The organism is Corynebacterium wankanglinii (assembly GCF_013601005.1).
GTDB classification, from domain to species: Bacteria; Actinomycetota; Actinomycetes; order Mycobacteriales; family Mycobacteriaceae; genus Corynebacterium; species Corynebacterium wankanglinii.
In genome coordinates, this window is sequence record NZ_JABFED010000002.1 from 286282 (window position 1) to 311504 (window position 25223).

Below are 25223 nucleotides of genomic sequence, written 5' to 3' on the forward strand. Positions count from 1 at the left end.
CAAAACTTTCAATAGTGTAACCCCCGCCCCGCGCAGGTCGCGCGGAACGGGGGTTGCGTGGATAAGCAACTGCTTAGCAGCGCCTAGTCTCGCGGCACCTCAACCATCTCGTAGGTCTGGATGAGGTCGCCCACCTGGATATCCGGGTAAGACAGCACCATGCCGCACTCGTAACCCTTGGCAACTTCGTTGGCATCGTCCTTTTCCCGGCGCAGCGACTCGATCGTCGCGTCCGGGGTGATGACGTTGCCGTCGCGCACCAGGCGCAGCTTCGCGCCGCGCTTGACCTTGCCCTCGGTGACCATGCAGCCGGCGATGAGGCCGACGGCGGAGGCCTTGAAGATTTGGCGGATCTCCGCCTCGCCGAGGTCCCGCTCCTCGTAAACGGGCTTGAGCATGCCCTTGAGCGCGTTCTCCACGTCCTCGATGGCCTGATAGATCACCGAGTAGTAGCGGATCTCCACGCCTTCGGCATTGGCCTCTTCGGTGGCCTTCCCGTCAGCACGGACGTTGAACCCGATGATGATCGCGTCCGACGCCGCCGCCAACGTGACGTTGGTCTGGGTCACAGCACCGACGCCACGGTCGATGATGTTGACCTCGACCTCGTCGTCGATCTCGATCTTGAGCAACGCCTCCTCCAGGGCTTCCACGGAGCCTGCGTTGTCGCCCTTGAGGATGAGGTTGAGCTGGCTGCGCTCCTTGAGCGCCTGATCCAGGTTCTCAAGCGAGACGCGCTTCTTGCTGCGCGCCTGCATCGCCGCCCGGTGGCGGGCGTCGCGCTGCGCAGCAATCTGGCGCGCCACGCGGTCGTCTTCCACCACGAGCAGGTTGTCGCCCGGGCCCGGGACGCCGTTGAGACCCTGCACCTGGACCGGGCGGGACGGTCCCGCCTCTTCCACGTCGTTGCCCCACTCGTCCACCATGCGGCGCACGCGGCCGAAATTGCCGCCGACGACGATGGAGTCGCCGACCCGCAAAGTACCGCGCTGCACGATCACGGTGGACACCGGTCCGCGGCCGCGGTCCAGGTGGGACTCGATGGCCACACCTTGCGCGTCCATGTCCGGGTTCGCGGTCAGCTCCAGCGCGGCATCGGCAGTCAGCAACACAGCCTCGAGAAGGTCGTCGATGCCCGTGCCCTGCTTCGCGGAGATGTCGATGAACATGGTGTCGCCGCCATACTCCTCTGGAATCAGCCCGTACTCGGTGAGCTGGCCGCGGATCTTGTCCGGCTGCGCCTCCGGCTTATCCACCTTGTTCACGGCAACCACGATCGGCAGATCCGCCGCCTTCGCGTGGTTGATCGCCTCAACCGTCTGCGGCATCACGCCGTCGTCAGCGGCCACCACCAGGATGGCCAAGTCCGTCGACTTCGCACCACGGGCACGCATGGCGGTAAACGCCTCGTGGCCCGGGGTATCCAGGAACGTAATCTTGCGCGGCTCGTCCTCGAGGGTGACCTCCGTCTGGTACGCGCCGATGCCCTGGGTGATGCCGCCGGCCTCGCCGCGGCCCACGTTCGCCTGACGGATGGAGTCCAGCAGGCGAGTCTTGCCGTGGTCGACGTGGCCCATGACGGAGACCACCGGCGGGCGCTGCTCCAGCGCCTCGTCGCCGCCCTCGTCCTCGCCGAACTGCAGGTCGAAGGACTCGAGCAGCTCGCGGTCCTCGTCCTCGGGCGAGACGATCTGCACCTCGTAGTTGATCTCGGCGCCCAGAAGCTGCAGCGTCTCCTCGGAGACCGACTGCGTCGCGGTCACCATCTCGCCGAGGTTGAACAGCGCCTGCACTAGCGACGACGCCTCGGTGTTGATCTTCTCAGCCAAGTCGGACAGGGTCGCACCTTGACGCAGGCGCACAGTCTGGCCGCCGCCGTCGGGGAGACGAACGCCACCGATGACGTTCGGCTTGTGCATCTCCTCGTACTCGGCCCTCTTCTGGCCTTTAGACTTGCGGCGCTTGCCGGGCGCGCCACCCGGACGGCCGAATGCACCGGCGGTGCCGCCGCGACGGCCGCCGCGTCCGCGGAAGCCACCACCGCCGGCACCCGGGCCACCGAAGCCGCCCCGGTTCGGGCCGCCCTGACCGCCACGGCCACGTCCGCCGCCAGCACCGCCGCGACCGCGGCCACCGGGTGCCGCCGCCTTGGACGGCATCTGGGTCGGAGACGGACCTGCCGCCATATCAGCCGGCGACGGACGGGAGCCGCCACCCTGGCGCGCGCCACCCGGACGCGGACCACCCTGGCCCGGACCCGGACGCCCCTGGCCCTGGCCGGGACGACCGCCACCCGGACGCGGTGGGCGCTGCCCGCCGCCGGAGTTGGACGAGAACGGGTTGTTGGCCACACGCGGGCGCCCCGGCTTCGGCACCGGTCGCGGCATCGCACCCGGCGTCGGGCCATCGCCCTTCGCCGCCGGCTTCGGCGCCGCGGGCTTCGCTGCGCCCGGCTTGGGGGCGCCAGCGGGCTTCGGTGCGGCCGACTTTGCCGCCGCAGGCTTCGGGGCCGCGGGCTTTGCAGCACCGGGCTTGGCGGCACCGGGCTTCACGGCACCAGGCTTGGCCGCACCTGGCTTCGGGCCACCAGCTTGTTTGGGGGTCGGCTCACCCGCCGCGGGCTTCGCGGCTGGGGGCTTCGGCGCTGCCGGCACCGGCTTCGCCTCCGCAGGCTTCGCAGCTGCTGGCTTGGGAGCGCCGGCCGGTTTCGGAGCCGCCGGCTTCGCACGATTCTGGCCCGGCTTCTTCAGCGGCGGCTTCTTCGGCGCGGCTTCGTCCTTCTTCTGGTCAACCGCATCCCCACCGCCGTTTTGCTTGGCGTAGTAGGCCTTCATCTTCTTCACGACAGGCGGCTCGATCGTCGACGACGCCGTCTTCACAAACTCGCCCTGCTCCTTGAGTGTGGCGAGCAGTTCCTTACTTGTTACGCCGAGCTGCTTGGCCAACTCGTGAACGCGTAGCTTTCCGGACACGTATCTCCTCTTGGTTGTTGCTAGGAGCAGTGCCCTTCGGCTACCTGCCCCTAGACGTTGGCAGTGACATTCATCGCTGATGCTGCTTCATCGCTGCGTACTCATCAGTGTTCAGTCTTTCCTTTTTCGTCTGGGTCGTTCACCTCGCCGCAGTTGCTTTGCGACGACGCAAGGTACGTACGTACATGACCTAGGTCCACCGCGGTGGACAGACGGAGCGCGCGCCCGAAAGCACGACGTTGTTCCGCCAGCTCGACTGCATCCAACGAGGGCGTGATCCACGCACCCCGGCCAGGAAGTTTCCTGCCAGGATCCGCGAGAACCCGCCCAGGCACCTCCGGATCGGCGACAACCCGCAGCAGCTGGGTATCCGGCTGCACGGTACGGGTGGCGATACAGGTGCGGGTGCGAATCGGCTGCTTACGCGCAACGCCCATCCGCGATCCCTTCCTTCATCAGCTCACTCGGTCGCCGCACCTAAAGCGTGCGGACACAAAAGCCGTAAAACACTCTACGCCAAAACCCGCCGGATCTATATTTCCAGCGGGTTTGATGGTTACAACGGTGTGATTCCGTTGTGTATTCCAGCGACTACGGCTCGAGCGCTACTGCGCTGCGTCGGCGTCGGAGCGAATGTCGATCTTCCAGCCCGTCAAGCGGGCGGCCAGCCGCGCATTTTGGCCCTCTTTACCGATAGCTAGGGACAGCTGGTAGTCCGGCACAGTCACCCTGGCCGCCTGGGCTTCGCGGTCGAGCACCTCCACGCTTACTACCTTCGACGGTGCAAGCGAGTTGCCTACGTATTTCGCCGGATCCTCGTCCCAATCGATGATGTCGATTTTCTCGCCGCCGAGCTCCTGCATGATGTTGGTGACGCGGGCGCCGCGCGGGCCGATGCATGCGCCCTTCGCGTTCACGCCCTTCACCGTTGCGCGCACCGCCACCTTGGAACGGTGGCCAGCCTCGCGGGCAATGCCCACGATCTCCACGGAGCCGTCCGCCACCTCAGGCACCTCGAGCGCGAACAGGCCGCGCACCAGCTCCGGGTGAGTGCGCGACAGGTTCACCTGCACACGCTTATCCCCCTTGTTCACGCCGACCACGTAGGCCTTGATGCGGTCGCCGTGCTTCAGACGCTCCCCCGGGATTTTCTCCGCGGGCAGCAAAATGCCGTCCTGCGGATCCGCCTCGGTACCAAGCTGGACAATGTTCAGGCCGCGGGACTCCGCCTGGGCGTCGCGCTGCACGATGCCGGAGACAACCTTGCCCTCGAAGCCGGCGTACTCGTCGTACACGCGGCCGGCCTCGGCCTGGCGCAGACGGCCCTTGATCGCGTCGCGTACCGCCACCGAGCCGATGCGGGAGAAATTCACCGGGGTGTCGTCGTACTCGGAGATGACCTCACCGTCAGCGTTCAGTTCGCTGACGATGACCGCGACGTTGCCGGTCTCGGTATCAATGTCGACGCGGGCCTTAGCAGCCTCGTCTGCTTCCCCCTCCTTGAACTCGCGGTAGGAAAACAGCAGCGCGTTCGCAATGGTGCCCAGGAGGTCGTCCATGGGGATGCCTTGCTGTTCCTCGATCGCCTTCAGCGCGTTCAAGTCGATATTCACTTGTTTTCCTTCCCTGCCGTCGCAGCGGCCTCAAGATCTTCAAATACACGGTCCGCCAGCAGCGTTTCTGCTGCCAGCGGCGCGTTGAACTCAATTTCTACCACTGCGCCGGACAATTCAGAAACCGGCGAAATACGAATCTCTTCGTCCTTCTTCGTCGCCCGCACCAGCGCCACCTGCGTCTCGTCCGCGTTCAACGGGCCGAGGCGCCACAGCTGATCGCCCACCTTCACTTTGCGCCCGCGGTTGCGGCGGAAGTGGCGCGCAGCCGTCAGCGGCAGATCAACGCCCGGCGTGGTCAGTTCCAGGGTGTAGCCCGCGCCGAAGTTCACCTCGCCGCGTTCCTCGGCATCGTCGAAAAGCGTAGAGAGCTCGTTCGACACCTCCTCGAGGTCGTCGAGCGTCGGATGCTCGTCAGCGTCCAGAGCGATGACCACCTGCGACTTCTTGCCCGCCTTAACCGTGCGGATCTTTTCAACGTCCATGCCGTAGGTGCGCGCAACCGGTTCGACCAAGCGCTCGATTGCCTCGTTTGTGGGAAAAGCCATGCCGACCAACCTAGCGTGTAACGTGCAGCGCGTGAAGAAACTCCTCCTGCTGCCCGCCGCCGCGCTTGTGCTCACCGGCTGCTCCGTGATGGACGTTGTGGGCCCACGCGCGAACGGCGAGATCATGGCGCTGGCGAAGCAGGCGTCCGCCGACTGGGTTTTCGGGGACCCCGCACGGGAGCAGTGGCGCGAGATGCGCAAGAAGCAAGGCGAGGAGCTGCAGGGGGAAGCGCTCAGGCTGTGCGGTGTGGACGCTTCCGGCAACACCCCCTCCTCCTGCAACGTGGGCTACGGCGACACGGACCTGCCCGCCACGGGAAACGCGGACACGCTGCTCGAACACACCGTCGCCGCCGCCGACAAGGTGCCGGCGGAGTCCGTCGACCTCATCGTCGCCCAGGCTATCGACGCACTCACGCTCTCCCCCGTCGACCTCGCGCCTATCACCGAAACTGTCGCGAATGCCGCGGACACAGAAGCGGCCCACGACCTGCTCGCCCGCGAAAACGCCATGTACTACGGTCTCGGCGTCGCACTCGCCTACGCCGATTCCGATCTGCGCGAGCGCGTTAGCGAGCTGCGCGAGGCCTCCCACGAGCGCACCGCGGCGCTCACCCGCGTGCTGGGCCCTGTCGAAGGCGCGGGCGAGGAGGCCCCCGTCCCCGCCGCCGGCTACGAATTCGCCGACGGCTACAACGAGCCCGCAAACGCGGAAGAGGCCGCCCAGCTGGTCAAAACCATGCAGAGCGACCTGGTCGCACAGTGGCGCTACGCCGCCGCCCACGCTGAGTCGGCGGCCTGGCGCGAGGACGCCATCCGGTTGGCCGCACACGCCCAGTGGGTCTAGGCCGGTGGCAGCAGGCCGCGGACGCCGCAAACGGCAAACCTCGTTAGTCGCACCTCGTTACTCGCGGTATTCCGGCGACTAACGAGGTGCAACTAACGAGGTTTGGACAGTGGGTTGGGCGCCCCCGCGCCCCCGCGCCCCCGGAACTAGCCGAGGCGCTCGGCGACGAGCTCTTGGACCTTGGCCACGATCTCGTCGGCCGGAACCTCCAGCGTCTCGCCGCCGCGGATACGCAGCTCCACCACGCCGTCGGCGAAGGAACGGCCGAGGATGACGATAAACGGCATGCCGAGCAGCTCGGCATCCTTGAACTTCACACCCGGTGACACCTTGGGGCGGTCGTCGAACAGCACTTCGAGGCCGGCGTCGGAAAGCTCCGCCGCGATGCGGTCGCCCGCCTCAAGTGCTGCGGCGTCCTTGTTCGCCACCGCCACGTGCACCTGGTACGGCGCGATCTCGACCGGCCAGACCAAGCCTTTGTCGTCGTGGCGCTGCTCGGCCACCACCGCGAGCATGCGGGAGATGCCGATGCCGTAGGAGCCCATGGTGGGCACGGCGCGCTTGCCGTTTTCATCCAGGATCTGCACGTCCATGGCCTCGGTGTACTTGCGGCCCAGCTGAAAAATGTGGCCCAGCTCGATGCCGCGGGCGAGTTCCACGGTGCCGTTGCCGGACGGGGACGGGTCGCCCTCCTTGATCTCCGCAGCCTCGACGTAGCCGTCGACGGTGAAGTCGCGGCCCGCCACTAAGCCCACCACGTGCCGCTGCGGGGCGTCGGCGCCGGTGATCCAGGAGGTGCCCTCCACCACGCGCGGGTCCGCCAGCACGCGCACGCCGTTTGCCAGCAGGGCGCGCGGGCCGACGTAGCCCTTGACCAAGAAGTCGTTCTTGGCAAAGTCTTCCTCGGAGGCGAGCTCGAACGTCGCGGGTTCCAACGACGCCTCGAGCCGCTTCTCGTCCAGCTCGCGGTCGCCCGGGATGAGCACGCCGACAAGCTGCGGGCCTACCGGCTGACCGTCCTCGTCGACCTGGCGCGGGTCGTTGACCTTCACCATCATGCATTTGAGGGTGTCGCAGGCTTCGGCGGAGCGGCCGTCGACAAGCACGCCCGCGCCCTGCGCCCACTCCACAAGTGCGGCGATGGTCTCGGAAGACGGCGTGTCGTACTCGACCGCCTCGGGCAGGCCGTCGAACGAGCGCGGCTCGGGCGCAACCGTAGTCACAGCCTCGACGTTGGCCGCGTAATCGCCCGCGGTGGAGATGACGAAGGTGTCCTCACCGTTGTCGGAGTACGCCAGAAACTCCTCGGACGCGGAGCCGCCCATGGCGCCGGAGGTGGCCTTGCAAATCTCGTAGCGCAGACCCACACGGTCGAAGATGCGCTGGTACGCGGCCCGGTGCTTGGCGTATGACTGCTCCAGGCCCTCGTCCGTCATGTCGAAGGAGTAGCTGTCCTTCATCACAAATTCGCGCCCGCGCAGGATGCCGGCGCGGGGGCGCGCCTCGTCGCGGTACTTCGTCTGAATCTGATACAGCGTGACCGGGAAGTCCTTGTAGGAGGAGTACAGGTCCTTCACCGCGGTGGTGAACATCTCCTCGTGCGTGGGGCCGAGCAGCATGTCCGCGCCCTTGCGGTCCTTCAGCCGGAACAGGTCGTCGCCGTACTCGGTCCAGCGGTTGGTGGCCTCGTAGGGCTCGCGCGGCAGCAGCGCCGGGAAGAGGAGTTCTTGGCCGCCCATTGCGTCCATCTCCTCGCGCACCACGCCTTCGATCTTGCGCAGGGCGCGCAGGCCCAGCGGCAGCCAGGAGTACACGCCAGGCGCGGCGCGGCGCACGTAGCCAGCGCGCACCAGCAGCTTGTGGCTGGGCACCTCAGCGTCGGCGGGATCTTCGCGCAGCGTGCGCAGGAACAGCGTGGACAGGCGTGTAATCATGGTTGGAAAGCTTACCGCTAGGGTTTTGCGCATGCTGATCGTGCTCCCGCCTTCAGAGACCAAGGCACCCGGCGGCATCAAAGCGCCGATGGCGCTGTCGTTTCCGTCGCTTCACCCGGTTCGCACGTCGCTTCTCGACGCCCTCACGGCCACCGACGTGGACACCCAAATGTCCGAGCTGAAAATCCCCGCTGGCAAACGCGCCGAAGCCGAAGAGAACCTCGCGCTGCGCGCGGCGCCGGTGATGCCCGCGATCCGGCGCTACACCGGGGTGCTCTACGACGCGCTTGACCCGTCGACCTTGGCTGATGAGACCTTGTCCCGCCTGGCCGTGGGCTCGGCGTTGTTTGGGTTGGTGCGCGCGGGCGACATGATTCCGCGCTACCGCGTCTCCGGCGGATCCAAGTTGGGTGGGAAAACCATGAGGGCGTGGTGGGGCACATCGGTAAGCGATGCGCTCGCCCAGCAGGACTTCGTGGTGGACATGCGCTCCGGCGCCTACCAGCAGCTCGGGCCGGTCGCGGGAGCGCTAACGGTGCGCGTGGAGCAGGCAGACACCGGCAAAGTGGTCAGCCACTTTAACAAGCGGTACAAGGGCGAGCTGGCCCGCGCGCTTGCGCCGCATGACGCAGCGTCGGCCGAGGATGTTGCCGACATCGCTTCCGCCGCCGGCTTCGACGTTGCTGTCGACGGCACGCTGCTCACGATGCGTGTGTAGCGTGAGCGTTATGCCCGCCCACTACCGTCGCTACGCTGTGGCCGCACTGATCTACGCCGCCGGGTTCGCTTACATCTTGCTGCGCTGGGACGCAATCCCCGACCCGGTGCCGGTGCACATCGGCCCCACCGGCGAGGTGGACGGGTTCGCACCCAAGACGCTGCTCAGCACGACTGCGCTGATCATCATCGGCTTCGTCGTCTCTGCGGTGATGCCGCTGTTGCTGCCGCCGCGGGCGTTTGCCCGACGCACCGTCGACGTCCCGGCGGAGGACGCGCTGCCGTTTTCGGAGACGGTGGCCCGGCGCGTCGAGAAGCTTTGCGACGCCTCCGCAGACCTAGTCTCCAAAATCATCCTCGCGCTGGCCGCGCTGTTCGCGGTGATGAACATTGCCATGGTGGTACCCGACGTGAGCCTGCCATTCTGGCTAGAAGCCGCGCTGTGGGTCTGCTTTATCGTCTACGTGGTCGTGATTGCGGTGCGACTGACCTCCGAGAAGGACGGTATCGAACCGGACGCAGAGGAACAGGCGCGCAACGAGCAGCTGCGCTACCAGGGCGGCATGGGTACGTATTCGGCGCCGAACGATCCGATGGTAGCGGCGGTGCTGCCGTCGAATCCGGGAAAGATCGCGGTGAACACCGCGCACGCGCCGGGCAAGCGCTACTTACGCCGGATGATCCTCGGCGTGGTTGCGACCCCCGTCGTGTGCATCGTGCTTCCTTTCGTGATGTAGCGGGGGCTAAGCCTTCGCGGCCCGCAATTTATCGGTTTATCGGCCGAGGCGAATTTATCGGTTTATCGGTTGCACCTGCTCTACCTGCGTTAACTCGCCACCCGTTCAACCTTTTCTGCCAACGCGAGAAGCCGGCGCACATCGGCCACAAACTCTCCTTCCCTGAACAGTAGGTCGCTGGGCGACGGTCGCAGCAGCTTCGCGCCAACCTTCAGCAGATCCTTCTCGCGGCGACGTTCTTTCCTTAGCGTCTCGTCGGTGGGTTTGAACGTCACCCCGTCGTACTTGTAGTCCCCGTCAATCTCCGTCACGAACATCCCGCGACGCAGATCCACCTCGTAGCCGGCGAACATCCCGTTAACTATCCAGTCTTCTGCCACCCGTTCTATCAGTATCGCCCGACCATACGACTCGAACGGCGAGCGCGAGTTGTTCACCGCGAACTTCACTACTTTCCTCAACGTGCCAATCCCTCGCACCCGGCCCAGCTTCTCCATCTCGGCCTCGACTGTGGCCCTGTCCGCGTAGTATCTCAAGATCCAGTCCATCGCCACTAGCCCTTCCCGGAAACCATGTCGCAGCGCGATTTCGAACGCCGTTGTCAGTTCATCCGTTGCACGCAGAGTGTCGAAGTGCCGGATCGTCGCCGGCCGTCTCCTCGCCCGGTGATAGACCGTATTCGTCGGCTGCTGCTTCTTCGGCGGTGCTTTGCCGTTTGGCAGGAGTAACTCCACCGGCTCGTTTACATCGGTCGTTACCACCCACATATCCAGCGCTCGTGCTGCTGAGCGCCCCGCAAGTGCTGCCTTCCTCGCAGCTTTTCCCACAGCGATGGCTTGGATCCACCGCTTCTCAAAAAACGCGAGCTGAGCGAAGTCGGCCTGCGACATGCAATGCTTTGACGACAGGACCACTGCACCTGCGCCATCGTTACTCTTATCCCGTACGCGTAGCTTGCGCACTATCTCTACTTGTCGCCCCCGATCCATACCGCGATCGTGGCAGAGGGTCAAGCAAAACGGAAGGGCTTACGCTCTTGTGTGGATAACTCACCGGTGAAGTTGTCCACAGCTCCGGTTCTTGGGAACCACGACTGCACAAAAGACGATATCGGCGTTTACCATCCTGGCCCGACCGCGACCAGTGCTTTTACCGCCGTGCTTGCCCCAAATGCCGATATCGGCGTTTGCATCCGGATGCCCCCATACACCGCCGCGGGTAGCGTCACCACTATGACCACCCCGAGCACCATCGACACCGCCCGCGCTCTCCTCGCAGACGCCTCCCACATCGAGGTCTTCACCGGCGCAGGCATGAGCGCCGACAGCGGCATCGCCACCTACCGCGACGCGCAGACCGGCCTGTGGGAAAACGTGGACCCGCAGGACATGGCATCCATCGACGCGTGGCACGACGACCCGGACACCATGTTCGCCTGGTACCTCTGGCGCGCCCGCCTCGCACAGCAGGCGGAGCCGAACGCCGGCCACGTCGCTATCGCCCGCTGCCCGAAGACGACGGTGACAACGCAAAACATTGACAACCTCCACGAGCGCGCGGGGAGCAAGGAGGTCGTCCACCTGCACGGCTCGCTGTTTGAGTTTCGCTGTTCGCTTTGCGACGAAACCTTCGGCGAGCCCATCGCCCTGCCCACAGCCCCCGTGGAGGCAATCACTCCCCCGGCCTGCCCACTCTGTGGCGGGCCGGCGCGCCCCGGCGTGGTGTGGTTCGGCGAGGCCCTGCCGGAGGCCGAGTGGAAAGAGGCGGAGCGCCGGATGCGCACCGCGGACGCGCTGGTGATCGTGGGCACCTCCGGCGTGGTCTACCCCGCCGCCGGTCTGCCGTTGATGGCGCACGCCCGGGAGATCCCCATCATCGAGGTCACACCGATGCGCACGGAACTGTCCCACCTGGCCGACGTGGTCATCGAGGACACCGCCGCCAACGCGCTGCCCTCTCTTCTGGGCTAACGGGACACTGCTTGGTCGTAGGCCCGGATAAACCTACGTGCATTCGCGGGCGTGCCGAGAATGTGGGCAGTTTCCTTCCAGGATCGAAATTCGGCCGCAGGAATCAGCACGGCATCACCGACGCGTGACTGGATCTGTACGTGCTTGCCCGCAACGGTTACCTGCCGCATCAGCTCGTCGAAGTTCTCGCGTGCTTCGTCCACTGTCAGTGCCATCCTGCCTCCTTGCGCATTTCAGCCTAGCGGCTGGCCCGAAGCACCGTGAAGGTCTTATCGCGCGCGACCTGCTCCACGGATGCGAATCTGCGCTCCACCTCGCCGCGGTAGCGCAGGTGGGAGTTGTGCACCAGATACAGCGCGCCGCCGGGTGCGAGCAGGCGCACGGAGGCGTCGAGCAGGTGCTGCACGAGGGTGGCGTCGACGGTGGTGCCGTCGTGGAACGGCGGATTGAGCGCGATGGTGTCGAAGGACGCATCCGGCAAACGTGAGCCGGCGTCGTCCCACGTCGCCTCCAATCCAATGGCGCGCGCGGAGAGCACCGCGTCCGCGTCCGCGTCCGTGGCCACGCCGGAAAAGCCCCGGGTGACCGAACCGTTGCCACAGCCCAGGTCTAATAGGCGGCCGGGAGCGGCAGGCAGGCAGGAGCGGAGCAGCTCCCCGCCGCGGTCCGGCTTTGCGCCGGAAAAGACTCCGCCGACGGCGACCAGGCCGTCGCCAAGCGTTGGCTCATAGGTCACCTCCCGCGGGCCGGAAGCGACCAGGCAGCGGAACTTGCCGCGGCCGAGTGAAGCTGCAACGTCGTCAAAGGACTCCCCCAACACCGCGTTCATGCTGCGTGCGAGGTGCTTGTTGTTCGCGCCGAGCACGACACGCACACTGTCGTAGCCCGCGCCCGCGATGGAGCGCGCCAGGTAGTCCAGCCGGGCCAGGGACTTGGGCATCTCCCCGACCGCCACAGCTGAACCGGTTGCCCCGGCCAAGAACTCGTCCAGGCGCACGTCGCCCGCGATCTCGGCGCCCATTGCCGACGCCTTCCGGCTTCGCGCGTAGTCCGAGTCTAGAAACACCACTGGCGCGTCCGTCTCTACCGCGGCACGGGTGAGATCCAGCGTTGGGTCGTGGCAGATCAACACGGTCTCCGGCCCCTCGTTACCCAAACCTTCGGAGGCGCCTAACGCGGTGTCCCAGATCAAGCTATCCAGCGTGCGCAAGACCCGCGACCTCTCCGAACACGTACACGGCCGGCGCCGCGACGCTTTCAGTCTCCATCACGTCGGCCAAGCTCGCTGCGGTGGCGAAGTACACCCGCTGCGCGTCCGTCTCGCCCTCCTGGATCACGGCGGCGGGCGTCTCACCATCCAAACCGGCCTCCACCAGCGCCTCTGCGATGGCGCGGGCGTTGCGCACACCCATCACCACCACGATCGTGCCGCCGACGCGAGCCAGCGCGCCCCAGTCAACCAACGACTTCTCGTGTCCCGGCGGCAGGTGCCCGGATACCACCGTGAACGCGTGCGTGACCCCACGCTGCGTCACCGGCACATCCGCCGCCGCTGGCACGGACACCGCCGAGGTCACACCCGGCACCACCGAGCACTCCAGGCCGGCGGCCGCGCACGCCTGCAGCTCTTCGAAGCCGCGGCCAAACACGTACGGGTCGCCGCCTTTGAGACGCACCACGCGCTTTCCCGCACGCCCGTACTGCACCAAGAGTTCGTTGATGCGCTCCTGCGCCACCTGTCTCGCGTACGGCAGTTTGGCTACGTCCACGACCTCCTTGCCGGTTACGTCGAGGAAGTTCTCGAGCTGCGCAGCCGGACCAAGGTGGTCGGCGAGGATGACGTCGGCAGCCTCCAAAGCGCGAAGCCCGCGGATGGTGAGCAGGTCCCACGCGCCGGGGCCGCCGCCTACGAGTGTGATGTGGCCGGTACTCATGGACCATCAGTTTAGGGTGGAGCCATGAACCGACCTCAGCTCGCCCACACGCTCGCCGACACCCTGCCGGAGCTCGCACACGAGGAGCCCGGCACCCAGTTTGAGAACCCGCAGCTGGTAGCGTTCAACGAGCCACTTGCAGCGGAGCTCGGACTCGACGTGGATTGGCTGCAGTCTGACGACGGCCTGAAGTTCCTCACCGGCGCCGGCGGCGGCCACGCCATGGCCTACGCAGGCCACCAGTTCGGGCAGTTCGTGCCGTTGCTAGGCGACGGCCGCGCCCTCCTTCTCGGCGACATTGCCGGCTACGAGATCCAGCTCAAAGGCTCCGGGCCAACCGCGTTTTCCCGTCCGGGCTCCGACGGCGTGGGCGCGATTGGCCCGATGCTGCGCGAGCACCTGGTGTCTACATTCATGCACGCGGTCGGTGTGCCAACTACGCGCTCGCTTGCCGTGCTCACCACCGGCGGCACCGTCGTCCGCCAGCAGGGCGCGGTCCCCGGCGGCATTGTGGTGCGCGTGGCGAAAAGCCACCTGCGCGTGGGAACAGTGCAGTACGCGGCGACACAGTCGGAGGAACTGACACGCAAGGTCATGGAGGCCGCGGGCTTCGCCGACGCTGCCGAGATGCTTCAGACCGTCACGCGGCGGCAGTTCGACCTAGTCGCCCATTGGATGCGCCTCGGGTTCGTTCACGGTGTCATGAACACCGACAACGTGGCGCTGTCCGGCGAGACCATCGATTACGGCCCGTGCGCCTTTACGGAGCGGTTCGACAGCAACATAAGCTTCAGTTCGATCGACCGCCAGCACCGCTACGCGTTTGGCAACCAGCCGAACATCATTGCCTGGAACATGGCGCGGCTGGCGGAGGCGCTCTACCCGCTACTCGGCCAGGAGAAGGTGAACGAGTACGTCGGCACCGTCCAGTCGGCGTGGGACGAGGCGTGGAACCACTGGATCGGCCAGGACTTCGACGGCCTCAACGGGGCGGAAGACATCACCACCTACAACCGAGATCGCGGCATCAACGGCGCACCCGGCCCCGTCTTCGTGCCTCGCAACCAGATGCTGCAGGAGGCTATCGACGCCGCCGAGCTCCGCGGCGACTACGCACCGTACAACGAGCTGCTCGCTGCTACCAGCGACCCGTACAACGAAAAGGCCGGGCCCGAATGGATGGCCCGGCCTGAAGGACAGCTGCCCTACGTCACGTTCTGCGGGACGTAGGGCGGGCGCCCCCGTAGAGCGACGAAGGAGCTCTACAGCGTGTTCTCGGCGGTGTCGAGGCCCAGCGTCTTCTGCGTCCACGCCCACTGCTCCTCGTAGGCGTCCTTGTCGCGCTTGAGCGACTTGCCGTACGTCGGGAACATCTCGTGCAGCTTGTCCGCCCAGTCGATCATGTGCTCGCCGAAGCAGCGCTCCAGCAGCTCGATCATCGCCGCCGGGGTGATCGAGGCACCCGGGGATGCACCGAGCACACCGGCGATGGTGCCGTTCTGGTCGTTAACCAGAGCGGTGCCGAACTCGAGGGTGCCGAAACGCGGGAACGCGGCAGGCTTGATCACCTGGACGCGCTGACCTGCAACCACGACCTCCCAGTCCTTCCCGTCCGCCGCCGGGTAGTACTCGTGGAGCATGTCAACCTTGCCGTCGAAGTCGCGGAAGACTTCCTGCACCAGGTATTTCACCAACCCGACGTTGGTCGCGCCGACGCCGAGGTAGGACGGGATGTTGTCCAAACGGATGGACTTGAACAGGTCCAGGTAAGAGCCTTCCTTGAGGAACTTCGGGCTCCAGCCGCCGTACGGGCCGAACAGCAGCGACTCTTCGCCGCCCACCACGCGCAGGTCCAGGTGCGGCACGGACATCGGCGGAGCGCCCACTTTCGCCTTGCCGTACACCTTGGCCTTGTGCTGCTGCACCAGCTCCTGGTTCGTGGTCTTGAGCCACATGCCGGAAATGGGGAAGCCTGCGTAGCCGTGCACCTCGGGAACGCCCGCCTTGCGCAGCAGGTCGAGGGCGTAGCCGCCAGCTCCGACGAACACGAAGCGGGCACGCACGACCTGTTTGTCGCCGGTGTTGACGTTTTTGGCGGTGACCTTCCAGAAGTTGCCTTCGCGCTTGATGTTGGTCACTTCGCGCCCGTAGCGGATTTCGGTGCCGTTTTTCTTCGCGGCGTCCAGAAACTGCTGGGTCAGGGAGCCGTAGTTGATGTCTGTACCGGCGTCGGTCCAGGAAATGGCAACCTGTTCGGCGTCGAAGTCGCGGCCTTGGGACATCAGCGGCAGCTTTTCGGAGAAGGTCTCGCGGTCGTCTGCGAACTGCATGTTGGGGAACATGTGGTTCGCCGACAGGTTGTCGTAGCGCTTGCGGAGGTACTTCACCTGATCCTCGCCCTGGGCGAAGGAGACGTGCGGAACCGGGTTGATAAAGGCGCGCGGATCCGTGAGCACACCGTTTTCAACCTGGTAGGACCAAAACTGTCGAGAAAGCTGGAACTTCTCGTTGATGGCCATTGCCTTGGACACATCGACGCGGCCGTTCTTTTCCGGCGTGTAATTCAGCTCGCACAACGCGGAGTGCCCGGTACCGGCGTTGTTGAACGGGTAGGAGGACTCCTGGGCGGGCCCGTCGAGCCGCTCGAAGATCATCTGGCTCCACTCGGGCTCCAGCTCATGCAGCATCGAGCACAGCGTGGCGCTCATGATGCCGGCGCCGACGTGCAGGATGTCCACCTCGTCCGCGTACTTGTTACCACCGTTGTCAGACATACGTAGTCATCCTTTGAGGTTTTTCGACTTTTGGGAGTGATGCTCATATTACGTCCCCTTTCCTGCGAGAGTACAAAGGCTTGTCGACGACCACAGGTCACCCCCGCCCCGCCAGTACTATCGGCGCCATGGTCGACAGCGAAACACCTTTGAATTGGCAACCCGACGTCCTCGGCAGCGGCTTCGAACAGGTTGCGCTTCCTCAAGGCAAAGACCCGGATAGTGGCACTCGCGTAGATGCGGTGCTGGTACGGGACGTGCGCGCGTCGCAAAGCGCGATGCGCAAGCCGGCGGTGTTGTGGGTGCACGGCATGTCCGACTACTTCTTCCAGACGCATGTTGCGGACGAGTTCGCCTCTCAGGGCTACCCCTTTTACGCCTTGGACCTGCGCCGCTGCGGGCGGGCGCTAAACAAAGGCGAACGCCCGCACTTCACTTTGAGCATGACACGCTATTTTCCGGAGCTGACCCAGGCGCTGCGGATCTTGGCCCGCCAGCACGGCTCAGTGATAGTTCTCGCGCATTCCACCGGCGGGTTGATCGTGCCACTGTGGGCGGACCACCTGCGCCGCGAACATCCCGAAGACCACTCGAAACTCCACGCCGTCATCCTCAACAGCCCATGGCTGGACATGCAGTTCCCCGCGTGGCAGGTCGCGCTGCTAAAGCCAGTATTAAACGCCTTCGGCGCGATTTTTCCATCCCTGCCCCTACTGCAACGCGGGGAGGGCACGTACGGAAAGTCCATCCACAAGGACTTTCACGGCGAGTGGGACTTCAACACCACATGGAAGCCCATTAACGGCCACCGCAAGTACCTGGGCTGGATCCGCGCGGTGCTGCAGGGCCAGGAACAGATTCACGCTGGAAACGTTTATACCGGTGTGCCGACGCTGACCTTGTGCTCGTCGCACTCATACCTCGGCGAGGAATACTCACCCGCCGCGGACACCGCCGACACTGTGCTGGACGTGGATCAAATTCAGCGCTGGGCGCCAACCTTATCCGCGCATGCGCAGGTACAGGCCATCGACGGTGCGCGCCACGATGTATTCCTGTCCGAACGGCACGCACGCGAGGCTGCGTTCAAGGCGGTTTTCACCTGGCTCGACGGCCTCGCCGCCACACAGTAACGTTTCACACCGAAACACACATATATATAGAGGAGGACTCCATGCCCGCTGCATCGAGCGAAACGCAGGAAGCAACCCAATACGACGTAATCATTGTGGGGGCGGGTTCCGGAAACTCCATCCTCACCCCGGACTTCGACGATAAAAAGGTCGCTCTTGTTGAAAAGGGTGCGTTCGGTGGCACGTGCCTGAACGTGGGGTGCATCCCGACAAAGATGTACGTTCTCGCCGCCGAGAAGGCTTTCGCCGCCCGCGAAGCCGGCAAGCTGGGCATTGACCTGGAGTACAAGGGCGCGGACTGGCCAGCGATTGTGCAGCGCGTGTTTGACAACCGCATCGACCTCATTGCGAAAGGCGGCGAGGACTACCGCCGCAACGGCTGCGACAACGTCACCGTCTACGACATGGAGGCCTCTTTCGTCGGCCCCAAGACGTTGAAGACCGGACGCGGCGAGGACGAAGAGCTCATCACCGCCGAGACGATCATCCTCGCCGCAGGAGCTCGCCCCTACATCCCCGACTGGGCGCACGGCGTGACCTTCCACACCAACGAGGACATCATGCGGCTTGAGCGCCAGCCGAAGTCGCTGACCATCGTCGGCGGCGGCTTCATCGCCATGGAGTTCGCGCACGTCTTCGATGCGCTGGGCACCGACGTGACCGTGATTTCCCGCTCGCAGCTGCTGCGCAAGCTCGACTCCGACATCGCTGAGCCGTTTAACGCGCTCGCCGCCGAGCGCTACACGACCCACATCGGCCGCACTGTTGCCAGCGCCGAGGAAACCGACACTGGCATCACGCTCACGCTTGACGACGGCTCCGCAATCACCTCCGAAGCCCTCCTCATCGCCACCGGGCGTGTGCCCAACAGCGACACCCTCAACGTCCACGCAGGCGGGATAGACACCCACCCGGACGGCCGTGTCGCGGTTGACGAATACGGGCGCACCTCGGCCGACGGCGTGTGGTCACTCGGAGACCTCTCGTCGCCATATCAGCTCAAACACGTGGCGAACGCCGAGCAGCGTGCGGTCACGCACAACGTCCTCTCTACGTGGTCCGGCTCCGAAGACTCGTCGCTGGTCCCTTTGCCCCACGACCACGTTCCTTCGGCGATTTTCACGCGCCCCCAGATCGCTACCGTGGGCATGACGGAACAGGAAGCCACCGATGCCGGGTTCGATGTCACGGTCAAGGTCCAAAACTACGGCGACGTGGCCTACGGCTGGGGCCTGGAGGACTCAACCGGTTTGGTGAAGCTCGTCGCCGACCGATCTTCCGGCAAGCTCCTCGGCGCGCATTACATGGGCCCGCAGGCGTCCACGCTCATCCAGCAAATGATCACTGTGATGGCCTACGGGCTCGACCTCCGGACCTTCCCCCGCGCTCAATACTGGATCCACCCGTCCCTCGCCGAAGTGACGGAAAACGCGATCCTCGGTCTCGACCTGACGTTCAAAGAAGTTTAAACCTCTGCTTCACCCCACTTTCGGGGGCTGCGAGCTAGCCCCCCTTCTTTTTGGTCGCAGCAGTCTAAAAGAGCAAGTGAGAGTTCATTTGCCTAGCCGAATGCTCCCAGCCAACCCCAAGCTTTCAAACCTTTGGTTGAACTTCTGGATAATTATCCGGGCCAACTTGCATTCAGCTGGAAGTGTTCGGCTATTGTCGAAGCAGACACCGGGACCGAGCCCCACAAGGGCTTGCTATCGGTCCTAGGAGCTCAATGCCCCTGGACTTCTTTGAATTCCACCCGGACGTCGTGCAAGAACTATCAGAGAAGGATTTCGTTTCATGCGTAATTTCCGTAAGGCAGCCCTCGCCGGCGCTACCGCCGTCGCTGTGGCATTCGGCTCCACCGCAGTCGCAACCGCCGTTGAGGGCGCCGAGGACAGCAAGGTAGCTGAGTCCACCTACGTCGCTCCGACCCGTAAGATCGACGCGGACGTCGACGCTGCTAAGGACCAGGAGCCGGGCCTCTCCTCCAAGATCGCCGGTTCCAAGACCCTTGGTTTCCAGAAGGACGGCGAGCTCCAGGGTGCCGATGGCCAGGCCATCTTTGGTAAGGACAATAACCTCGAGTCCCAGCCTGTGTGGGCAAAGGTTGCCTTCGCCCTGACCATCTTCACCTCTGTTTCCGCTGTAATCGGTCTGATTGTCGGCCCCCTGTACAACTTCATCGTTCACGGCCCGGTTAACTTCTAAGTAGCGGATTCCCGCAAACCGATCCCTATTAACTTCCGAAAGAAGGAACAAGATGCGTAACATCCGCACCGCCGCTGTTGCATCCGCAACCGCTCTGACCGTCCTCGCTGGCGGCACCGCAATCGCTTCCGCCGAGGGTGCGCCCCAGAACAAGCCGGCAGAAGAGACCAACTCCTCTTCCAAGGCTGAGGACAACAAGGATGCCAAGGCTGACCGCGCCGTAATTTTCGCCGGCAAGCAGACCGACGGCGTCAAGGCTAACGGTAAGACCGAGGCCGATAAGGATTTCGGTCAGGTCGTCTCAGACGGTACCAAGGGCCTCTTCGGTGGCCACGGCTCCTCCCAGTACGTCACCCAGGAAGACGCTAAGACCCCGTTCTACCCGACCGACGCTTTCGGCAAGAAGACCAACCCGGAGCTCGTTCCGCAGTGGGCACGTCTTTGGATCGACGGCACCGTCGTTGCCGGTATCGGCGCTCTCGTCGGCCTGGTCATCGCTGGTGTGAACTTCGCTTCCTACAACGGCTGGATCCAGCTGCCGCAGTTCTAAGCCCATATTCTTAGAATTGCTTATCCCCGTCACAGCGTGGCGGGGATTTCGCATGTGATATCCAGCAACAGAAAGGGCCACCCATGACTACGCCACGGGTGGCCCTTCGTGATGCTGGTCTACTCCCCCAGCATGTGCTGTCCGGCAGCGATGTCAGCGTCCGGGATGGTGAGGATCTCGTTGCCGTCATCGGTGATCACGATGGTGTGCTCGAACTGGGCGGTGTACTCGCCGTCGATGTTCTGCACGGTCCAGCCGTCGTCCCACACGCGGTATGGCAGCTCGCCGAGATTGATCATGGGCTCGATGGTGAGCGTCATCCCCGGCTCGAGGACGTCTGTGTAGGCGTCAGAGTCGTAGTGCAGAACCACCAGGCCGTTGTGGAAGGTGGTCCCCACGCCGTGGCCCGTGAAATCGGTGACCACGTTGTAACCGAAGCGCTTGGCGTAGGACTCGATCACGCGCCCGATCACGTTAATCTGGCGGCCGGGTTTCGCTGCCTTGATGCCGCGCATCATCGCCTGGTAGGTGCGGTCGACGAGGTCCTTGTGCTCCTGCGCCACCTCGCCGGCCAAGAACGTGGCGTTAGTGTCGCCGTGCACGCCGTTCTTGTAGGCGGTGACGTCGATGTTGACGATGTCGCCTTCCTGAATCACCGTGGTGTCCGGGATGCCGTGGCAGACGATCTCGTTCAGGGAGATACAGCTGGACTTGGGGTACCCGCGGTAGCCGAGGGTGGAGGGGTAGGCGCCGTGGTCGATGAGGTAGTCGTGGACGATACCGTCGACTTCGTCGGTGGTTTTCCCGGGGGCGACGGCCGCACCCGCGAGAGCGAGCGCGTTGGCGGCGATCTTGCTGGCCTCACGCATGGCCTCGATGGTCTCCGAGGACTGCACTACCGGCTCGCCGATATTCTCTTGAACCTCGTCCTTCCACGCGTATTCAGGGCGCTCGATCGACTTCGGAACCTTGCGCTCAGGGGTGGATTTTCCTGGGGTAAGTAAGCCTCGTGGATTCATGGTCTCAATGGTAGACCTCCGGTCAAACGGGCTAGCTCACCGTTAAAGTCGGCTACGGCGCGGGCGTATCCAGGTTGAGCAACATGCGGTCGGTGACCGCCACCGCCGCCTCGGAACCGCCGCCGAGGACAACCAGGGTCGCAAACGCAATGTCGTCATCTACCCGGTAGCCGGTAAACCAAGCATGGGAGCCTCCATTGATCTCCGCCTCGCCGGTTTTGCCGCGGATATCGCCGCCGGCGCTGAGGCCCCCTGCGGTGCCGCCGGGACCGGTGACTGCCGCCATGAGTTGGCGGAGCTCGTCGATAGCCTGCGGGTCTACGGGAGCCGGGTCTTCGCTTAAATTCGTCTGCTCCCCCTGTACGAGGAACGGTACCGGCAGCGTGCCCCGCGCAGCCGTGGCGGACACGAGCGCCATCCCGAACGGGCTGGCCAAATCCAGACCCTGGCCGTAGCCGGCTTCGGTGCGGTCCAGAGGCTCTTCGCCCTCCGGGATGGAACCGGTGATGGTTTCCACGCCGGGAATCTCCATGTCCAGCCCAAGGCCGAATTGCTTGCCTAGTGCTTTCAGCTCCCCCGGTGCCAGCTTCGTCGAGATGTCGGCGAAAGTGGTGTTGCAGGAACGGGCGAAGGCTGTCTCTAGCGGCACCGTGCCCAAGCCGAAGCCCGCGTAGTTGGTCACGGTTCGCCCGAAAATGTTCATGGTGCCGGGGCACGGCACGGGCGAGCCGGGTACGAGGCCCAGTTTGGTCAGGCCCGCAAAGGCCGTGAGGATCTTAAACGTAGAGCCCGGCGGGTACTGGCCCATCGTGGCCAGGTTGCCCTCCGCGTCCGCGGCCGGAGTCTGAGCGACGGCCAAGATGCCCCCGGTGGAAGGGCGGATGGCCACGATCATGGCTTGCTGGCCCGCCACCGGCTCCAGCGCCCGCTCGGCGGCGCGCTGCACGCGGTGGTCGAGGCTGATGTGCACCGCGGGAGCAGGTGCCGGATCTTCGCGTGTGATCTCCTCGTAGGAGGCCCCGTTTTCGTTAACCACGTCAACGCTCCAACCGGAATCGCCCTGCAGGTCGTCGCGAACCAGCTCGCCGACGCGAGCCATGATGTCCGGCGCGAAATCGGGTTGCGCGTTGACCATCGCGGCCTCTTCGTTGAGCCGCACACCGGGCTCTGCGCCCAAAGCGGCTTCGAACGCATCGCGAGCGGGAGCCGGCACCACGGCCACCGAGTAGGTTCCGGAGGCCCCCTCCAGCTCCCTGGTAAGGCCCTCCTCGTCGCGCAGAGGCACCCCGCGGTCCGTCTCGTGCGCGCTCCCGAGCGCACGGCTAATCCCCGCCGCTGCGGCACCCGCCGAGCGCATCTGATCGGTGTCGACCAGGACGCGGTAGGCGGTACCGGGCGTGAGCAGCTCCACTCCATCTGAGGAAACCACGCTGGCCTGCGAAGGAGCAACGGCTCGCAGCTCTAGGTGCTGGTTCGCTCCCAGCCGGGGGTGGAGCACGGATGGCTGCCAGCGCACCCCCCAGTTGTCGCCGCTTTGCGTCAACGTCATCTGCGCCGTGTACGTGAGGTCACGCTCGCGCGGGAGATCCCAGTGCAGCTCATACGTTGCGGTGGCGAGGTTGTCTTCCTGGTTGACGCTGAGAAGCGAGGCGCTCAGCCCCTCCGCCTGGAGCCCGCCCCACGTTTCGTTGAGGGAGGACTCGGCGGCGGAGGCGTCGTCGGTAAGCGACGCGTTTACCTCACGCTCCTCCAGCGCCTTCAGAAACGCCGTTGCGGCAGGCTCCGCGTCGTTCGGACGCGGGGTGCAGCTGCTTATCGACGCCGCCAGCGCCACCACCGCAACCCCCGCCACACTGCGACGGAGCATGTCAGCGCGTGACCTTGACCTCAGCCTTTGCACCGGCGACCTCCTCGAGGCCCTCCTCCTCGGCGATGCGGTGCGCGTAGTCAATGAGCGTCTCCACGATCTTCGACTCCGGCACCGTTTCCACTACCTCGCCCTTGACAAAGATCTGACCCTTGCCGTTGCCGGACGCCACGCCGAGGTCCGCATCGCGCGCCTCGCCCGGGCCGTTGACCACGCAGCCCATGACGGCCACGCGCAGCGGGAACTCCATGCCGTCCAGGCCAGCGGTGACCTCCTCGGCCAGCTTGTACACGTCCACCTGCGCGCGGCCGCAGGACGGGCAAGAAACGATCTCCAGCTTGCGGGGGCGCAGGTTGAGCGACTGCAGGATCTGGTCGCCGACCTTGATCTCCTCCACCGGGTCGGCGGACAGGGATACGCGGATGGTATCGCCGATACCCTCGGACAGCAGCGCGCCGAAGGCCACGGAAGACTTGATCGTGCCCATGAACTTCGGGCCCGCCTCGGTCACACCCAGGTGCAGCGGGTAGTCCGTCTTCTCTGCCAGCTGGCGGTACGCCTCGACCATGAGCACCGGGTCGGAGTGCTTCACGGAAATCGCGATGTCGCCGTAGCCGTGCTCCTCGAACAGGCCGGCCTCATAGATAGCCGACTCCACCAATGCCTCCGGGGTGGCCTTGCCGTACTTAGCCAAAAGACGGGGATCCAGGGAGCCACCGTTGACGCCGATACGGATCGGGATGCCCGCGTCACCCGCAGCCTTCGCCACCTCCTTGACTCGGCCGTCGAACTCCTTGATGTTGCCCGGGTTCACGCGCACCGCCGCGCAACCAGCATCGATGGCGGCGAAGATGTACTTGGGCTGGAAGTGGATATCCGCGATAACCGGGATCGGCGATTTCGCGGCGATGGCCGGCAGCGCGTCCGCGTCCACGGTCTTCGGGCACGCGACGCGCACGATGTCGCAGCCAGCGGTGGTCAGCTGCGCGATCTGCTGCAGTGTGGCGTTGATGTCGTGTGTCTTCGTGGTGGTCATGGACTGCACGGAGATCGGGTGATCCGAACCGACACCCACATCCCCCACCATCAGCTGGCGGGTCTTGCGGCGCGGAGCCAACGTCGGTGCCGGGCCTTCTGGCATACCTAATCCGATGGGGGTGTTCATGGTGGCTAACTCTAGCACCGTCAGCCAAATATCCGGACGGGGTTGACCACGTCCGCGGCCATCACCAGCACGCCCACTCCGAGCAGCACCGCCGCCATCACGTAGGTCAGCGGCATCAACTTTTCGTAGTCGGCCGGGGCGCCGGGGCCGAGGCCCCGGAGGCGTCGAAAAGCGTCGCGAACCCGCTCGTAGAGCACGACCGCAATGTGACCACCGTCCAGCGGCGGCAATGGCACCAGGTTGAACAAGGCGAGGAAGAAATTCAGGCTCGCCAGCATCATCCAGAACGCGGACCACATGTTTTGCTCGACTAGCTCACCACCCGTGCGCGAGGCACCAATGACACTGATAGGGCCAGCGACGTCGCGCTCAGCACCGAAAAGCGAGGCGACCACGCCCGGGATCTTGCCCGGGAATGACACGATGCCCTCGACCGTCGCACCGAGCATTTGACCGGTGAAGCGCGCAGTCGCTGGCACCGCTTCAACTGGGCCGAACTGCTTCACCGCATCCTGCACGGGGGCTGCAACAATGCCGACTGCCCCTTGCGTGACGCGCTCCCCGGTGGCCGGATCAATCCGCTGCACTGCGGCCACGGGCACGTCTATGACCATGGGGACCCCGTCGCGCGAGACTTCAAGAGCCACGGTTTCGCCAGGCCGCTTTGCGACGGCGTCCCGCAGATCCCCAAACCCATCAATGCTCTGCCCGTCCACCGACACCAACGTGTCACCCGCGCGCACACCCGCCCGGCCGGCGGGCCCCTCGCCCGAGCACTCGTCCAGCGTTTGGGCATCCTTTTGATCCGCAACACACACCGTTTGGCCCACGCGCGGCGTGAAGTCCGCATCTGGGTTGGGGATGCCGGAGAATACAGCAACAAGGTAGGTGATTACCACGCCAATGAGCAGGTTCATCACAATTCCACCGGCGAGCACCGCGATACGCTGCCACGCAGGCTTGTTCACCATTGCGTGCGGAGCCTCTTCAGGCGTGAGGGGATCCATCGCCGTCATGCCGGCGATATCGCAAAAACCACCGAACGGCAGTGCCGCGATGCCGTACTCTGTGTGCCCCTTGGTGGTCGACCACACCGTGGGCCCGAAGCCGATGAAGTAACGCCGCACACGCATGCCGAACGCACGGGCGGTGAACATGTGCCCGGCCTCGTGCAGCGCAATGGACAAGGCAATCGCAAGCGCGAACGCCAGAATGCCTACAGCACCCACAAAACCCCTTCG

At 64.9% G+C, this 25223-nt stretch carries 23 protein-coding genes; 9 read left to right on the forward strand and 14 right to left on the reverse strand.

Translation table 11 applies throughout. The annotated features are described in order from the left end of the window. Nucleotides 1–83: 83 nt before the first annotated feature. The 4 genes from infB to rimP all read right to left on the reverse strand — a co-directional run bounded on the left by infB (nt 84) and on the right by rimP (nt 5133). Nucleotides 84–2972, reverse strand: coding sequence for a translation initiation factor IF-2 (infB, locus tag HMA55_RS04390; protein ID WP_181191847.1), 2889 nt, complete (start codon nt 2970–2972; stop codon nt 84–86). Nucleotides 2973–3076: 104 nt separating this feature from the next. Further along, nucleotides 3077–3409, reverse strand: a complete 333-nt coding sequence (locus tag HMA55_RS04395; RefSeq protein WP_181191848.1) for a YlxR family protein — start codon at nt 3407–3409, stop codon at nt 3077–3079. A 168-nt stretch (nt 3410–3577) separates the two neighbouring features. Next, nucleotides 3578–4585, reverse strand: coding sequence for a transcription termination factor NusA (nusA, locus tag HMA55_RS04400; RefSeq protein ID WP_038612107.1), 1008 nt, complete (start codon nt 4583–4585; stop codon nt 3578–3580). Next, nucleotides 4582–5133, reverse strand: a complete 552-nt coding sequence (gene rimP, locus HMA55_RS04405) for a ribosome maturation factor RimP (protein ID WP_181191849.1) — start codon at nt 5131–5133, stop codon at nt 4582–4584. Before rimP ends, nusA begins: the two co-directional genes overlap by 4 nt. A gap of 31 nt (nt 5134–5164) precedes the next feature. Between rimP and HMA55_RS04410 the strand changes: the two genes are divergently transcribed. Further along, entirely contained in the window at nt 5165–5980 is an 816-nt protein-coding gene (locus HMA55_RS04410; RefSeq protein WP_257802310.1) for a DUF4439 domain-containing protein, read from the forward strand. A gap of 146 nt (nt 5981–6126) precedes the next feature. Here HMA55_RS04410 and HMA55_RS04415 read toward each other — a convergent pair whose 3' ends face one another. Beyond that, nucleotides 6127–7914: a proline--tRNA ligase gene (locus HMA55_RS04415; protein WP_181191850.1), complete on the reverse strand. Its 1788-nt coding sequence runs from the start codon at nt 7912–7914 to the stop codon at nt 6127–6129. 31 nt (nt 7915–7945) lie between these two features. Between HMA55_RS04415 and HMA55_RS04420 the strand changes: the two genes are divergently transcribed. Further along, entirely contained in the window at nt 7946–8632 is a 687-nt protein-coding gene (locus HMA55_RS04420) for a YaaA family protein (protein ID WP_181191851.1), read from the forward strand. A gap of 10 nt (nt 8633–8642) precedes the next feature. Then, nucleotides 8643–9368 (forward strand): DUF1648 domain-containing protein, encoded by a 726-nt coding sequence (locus tag HMA55_RS04425; RefSeq protein WP_181191852.1) that lies wholly within the window; start codon nt 8643–8645, stop codon nt 9366–9368. An 89-nt stretch (nt 9369–9457) separates the two neighbouring features. On the opposite strand, the gene HMA55_RS04430 is transcribed toward HMA55_RS04425, so the two are convergent. Further along, nucleotides 9458–10258, reverse strand: coding sequence for a hypothetical protein (locus HMA55_RS04430; RefSeq protein WP_181191853.1), 801 nt, complete (start codon nt 10256–10258; stop codon nt 9458–9460). A gap of 342 nt (nt 10259–10600) precedes the next feature. Here HMA55_RS04430 and HMA55_RS04435 point away from each other — a divergent pair, with 342 nt between their 5' ends. Then, nucleotides 10601–11338, forward strand: coding sequence for an NAD-dependent deacylase (locus HMA55_RS04435; RefSeq protein ID WP_181191854.1), 738 nt, complete (start codon nt 10601–10603; stop codon nt 11336–11338). Here the strand turns inward: HMA55_RS04435 and HMA55_RS04440 are convergent. The 3 genes from HMA55_RS04440 to cobA are packed head-to-tail and all read right to left on the reverse strand — an operon-like array spanning nt 11335 to nt 13272. Next, nucleotides 11335–11553 carry a type II toxin-antitoxin system Phd/YefM family antitoxin gene (locus tag HMA55_RS04440; protein WP_181191855.1) on the reverse strand — a complete coding sequence of 73 codons (219 nt, stop codon included), beginning with the start codon at nt 11551–11553 and terminating at the stop codon, nt 11335–11337. The two genes, HMA55_RS04435 and HMA55_RS04440, sit on opposite strands and share 4 nt — an antisense overlap. A gap of 23 nt (nt 11554–11576) precedes the next feature. Further along, nucleotides 11577–12530 carry a class I SAM-dependent methyltransferase gene (locus HMA55_RS04445; RefSeq protein ID WP_235961733.1) on the reverse strand — a complete coding sequence of 318 codons (954 nt, stop codon included), beginning with the start codon at nt 12528–12530 and terminating at the stop codon, nt 11577–11579. Between the two features lies 1 nt (nt 12531). Continuing rightward, nucleotides 12532–13272 carry a uroporphyrinogen-III C-methyltransferase gene (cobA, locus tag HMA55_RS04450; RefSeq protein WP_181191857.1) on the reverse strand — a complete coding sequence of 247 codons (741 nt, stop codon included), beginning with the start codon at nt 13270–13272 and terminating at the stop codon, nt 12532–12534. Between the two features lie 24 nt (nt 13273–13296). Here cobA and HMA55_RS04455 point away from each other — a divergent pair, with 24 nt between their 5' ends. Then, entirely contained in the window at nt 13297–14502 is a 1206-nt protein-coding gene (locus tag HMA55_RS04455; RefSeq protein ID WP_181191858.1) for a protein adenylyltransferase SelO family protein, read from the forward strand. Nucleotides 14503–14534: 32 nt separating this feature from the next. Here HMA55_RS04455 and mqo read toward each other — a convergent pair whose 3' ends face one another. Beyond that, nucleotides 14535–16046 carry a malate dehydrogenase (quinone) gene (gene mqo / locus HMA55_RS04460; RefSeq protein ID WP_181191859.1) on the reverse strand — a complete coding sequence of 504 codons (1512 nt, stop codon included), beginning with the start codon at nt 16044–16046 and terminating at the stop codon, nt 14535–14537. A 128-nt stretch (nt 16047–16174) separates the two neighbouring features. Between mqo and HMA55_RS04465 the strand changes: the two genes are divergently transcribed. From HMA55_RS04465 to HMA55_RS04480, 4 genes are all read left to right on the forward strand, one after another. Then, nucleotides 16175–17179, forward strand: coding sequence for an alpha/beta hydrolase (locus HMA55_RS04465; RefSeq protein WP_181191860.1), 1005 nt, complete (start codon nt 16175–16177; stop codon nt 17177–17179). Between the two features lie 41 nt (nt 17180–17220). After that, nucleotides 17221–18648: a mycothione reductase gene (gene mtr / locus HMA55_RS04470; protein ID WP_181191861.1), complete on the forward strand. Its 1428-nt coding sequence runs from the start codon at nt 17221–17223 to the stop codon at nt 18646–18648. A gap of 322 nt (nt 18649–18970) precedes the next feature. Beyond that, nucleotides 18971–19381: a hypothetical protein gene (locus tag HMA55_RS04475; RefSeq protein WP_181191862.1), complete on the forward strand. Its 411-nt coding sequence runs from the start codon at nt 18971–18973 to the stop codon at nt 19379–19381. Between the two features lie 52 nt (nt 19382–19433). Further along, entirely contained in the window at nt 19434–19931 is a 498-nt protein-coding gene (locus HMA55_RS04480) for a hypothetical protein (protein WP_181191863.1), read from the forward strand. A gap of 119 nt (nt 19932–20050) precedes the next feature. Here HMA55_RS04480 and map read toward each other — a convergent pair whose 3' ends face one another. Genes map through HMA55_RS04500 form a run of 4 tightly spaced genes read right to left on the reverse strand, consistent with a single transcriptional unit; the run spans nt 20051 to nt 25211 of the window. Then, nucleotides 20051–20950: a type I methionyl aminopeptidase gene (gene map, locus HMA55_RS04485; protein WP_181191864.1), complete on the reverse strand. Its 900-nt coding sequence runs from the start codon at nt 20948–20950 to the stop codon at nt 20051–20053. Nucleotides 20951–21002: 52 nt separating this feature from the next. Beyond that, nucleotides 21003–22817, reverse strand: a complete 1815-nt coding sequence (locus tag HMA55_RS04490) for a penicillin-binding transpeptidase domain-containing protein (protein ID WP_181191865.1) — start codon at nt 22815–22817, stop codon at nt 21003–21005. Nucleotide 22818: 1 nt separating this feature from the next. Then, nucleotides 22819–23982 (reverse strand): flavodoxin-dependent (E)-4-hydroxy-3-methylbut-2-enyl-diphosphate synthase, encoded by a 1164-nt coding sequence (ispG, locus tag HMA55_RS04495; protein ID WP_181191866.1) that lies wholly within the window; start codon nt 23980–23982, stop codon nt 22819–22821. Nucleotides 23983–24002: 20 nt separating this feature from the next. Further along, a complete protein-coding gene (locus tag HMA55_RS04500) occupies nt 24003–25211 on the reverse strand; it encodes a M50 family metallopeptidase (RefSeq protein WP_181191867.1) in 1209 nt (402 codons plus the stop codon). Nucleotides 25212–25223: the final 12 nt, after the last annotated feature.

Excerpts from the sequence above, each read along its gene's own strand:
- HMA55_RS04395 (WP_181191848.1), bottom strand. The coding sequence starts at position 3,409 with ATGGGCGTTGCGCGTAAGCAGCCGATTCGCACCCGCACCTGTATCGCC.
- rimP (WP_181191849.1), bottom strand. The coding sequence starts at position 5,133 with ATGGCTTTTCCCACAAACGAGGCAATCGAGCGCTTGGTCGAACCGGTT.
- HMA55_RS04415 (WP_181191850.1), bottom strand. The coding sequence starts at position 7,914 with ATGATTACACGCCTGTCCACGCTGTTCCTGCGCACGCTGCGCGAAGAT.
- HMA55_RS04420 (WP_181191851.1), top strand. The coding sequence starts at position 7,946 with ATGCTGATCGTGCTCCCGCCTTCAGAGACCAAGGCACCCGGCGGCATC.
- HMA55_RS04425 (WP_181191852.1), top strand. The coding sequence starts at position 8,643 with ATGCCCGCCCACTACCGTCGCTACGCTGTGGCCGCACTGATCTACGCC.
- HMA55_RS04430 (WP_181191853.1), bottom strand. The coding sequence starts at position 10,258 with ATGTCGCAGGCCGACTTCGCTCAGCTCGCGTTTTTTGAGAAGCGGTGG.
- HMA55_RS04435 (WP_181191854.1), top strand. The coding sequence starts at position 10,601 with ATGACCACCCCGAGCACCATCGACACCGCCCGCGCTCTCCTCGCAGAC.
- HMA55_RS04440 (WP_181191855.1), bottom strand. The coding sequence starts at position 11,553 with ATGGCACTGACAGTGGACGAAGCACGCGAGAACTTCGACGAGCTGATG.
- cobA (WP_181191857.1), bottom strand. The coding sequence starts at position 13,272 with ATGAGTACCGGCCACATCACACTCGTAGGCGGCGGCCCCGGCGCGTGG.
- HMA55_RS04455 (WP_181191858.1), top strand. The coding sequence starts at position 13,297 with ATGAACCGACCTCAGCTCGCCCACACGCTCGCCGACACCCTGCCGGAG.
- mqo (WP_181191859.1), bottom strand. The coding sequence starts at position 16,046 with ATGTCTGACAACGGTGGTAACAAGTACGCGGACGAGGTGGACATCCTG.
- HMA55_RS04465 (WP_181191860.1), top strand. The coding sequence starts at position 16,175 with ATGGTCGACAGCGAAACACCTTTGAATTGGCAACCCGACGTCCTCGGC.
- mtr (WP_181191861.1), top strand. The coding sequence starts at position 17,221 with ATGCCCGCTGCATCGAGCGAAACGCAGGAAGCAACCCAATACGACGTA.
- HMA55_RS04475 (WP_181191862.1), top strand. The coding sequence starts at position 18,971 with ATGCGTAATTTCCGTAAGGCAGCCCTCGCCGGCGCTACCGCCGTCGCT.
- HMA55_RS04480 (WP_181191863.1), top strand. The coding sequence starts at position 19,434 with ATGCGTAACATCCGCACCGCCGCTGTTGCATCCGCAACCGCTCTGACC.
- map (WP_181191864.1), bottom strand. The coding sequence starts at position 20,950 with ATGAATCCACGAGGCTTACTTACCCCAGGAAAATCCACCCCTGAGCGC.
- HMA55_RS04490 (WP_181191865.1), bottom strand. The coding sequence starts at position 22,817 with ATGCTCCGTCGCAGTGTGGCGGGGGTTGCGGTGGTGGCGCTGGCGGCG.
- ispG (WP_181191866.1), bottom strand. The coding sequence starts at position 23,982 with ATGAACACCCCCATCGGATTAGGTATGCCAGAAGGCCCGGCACCGACG.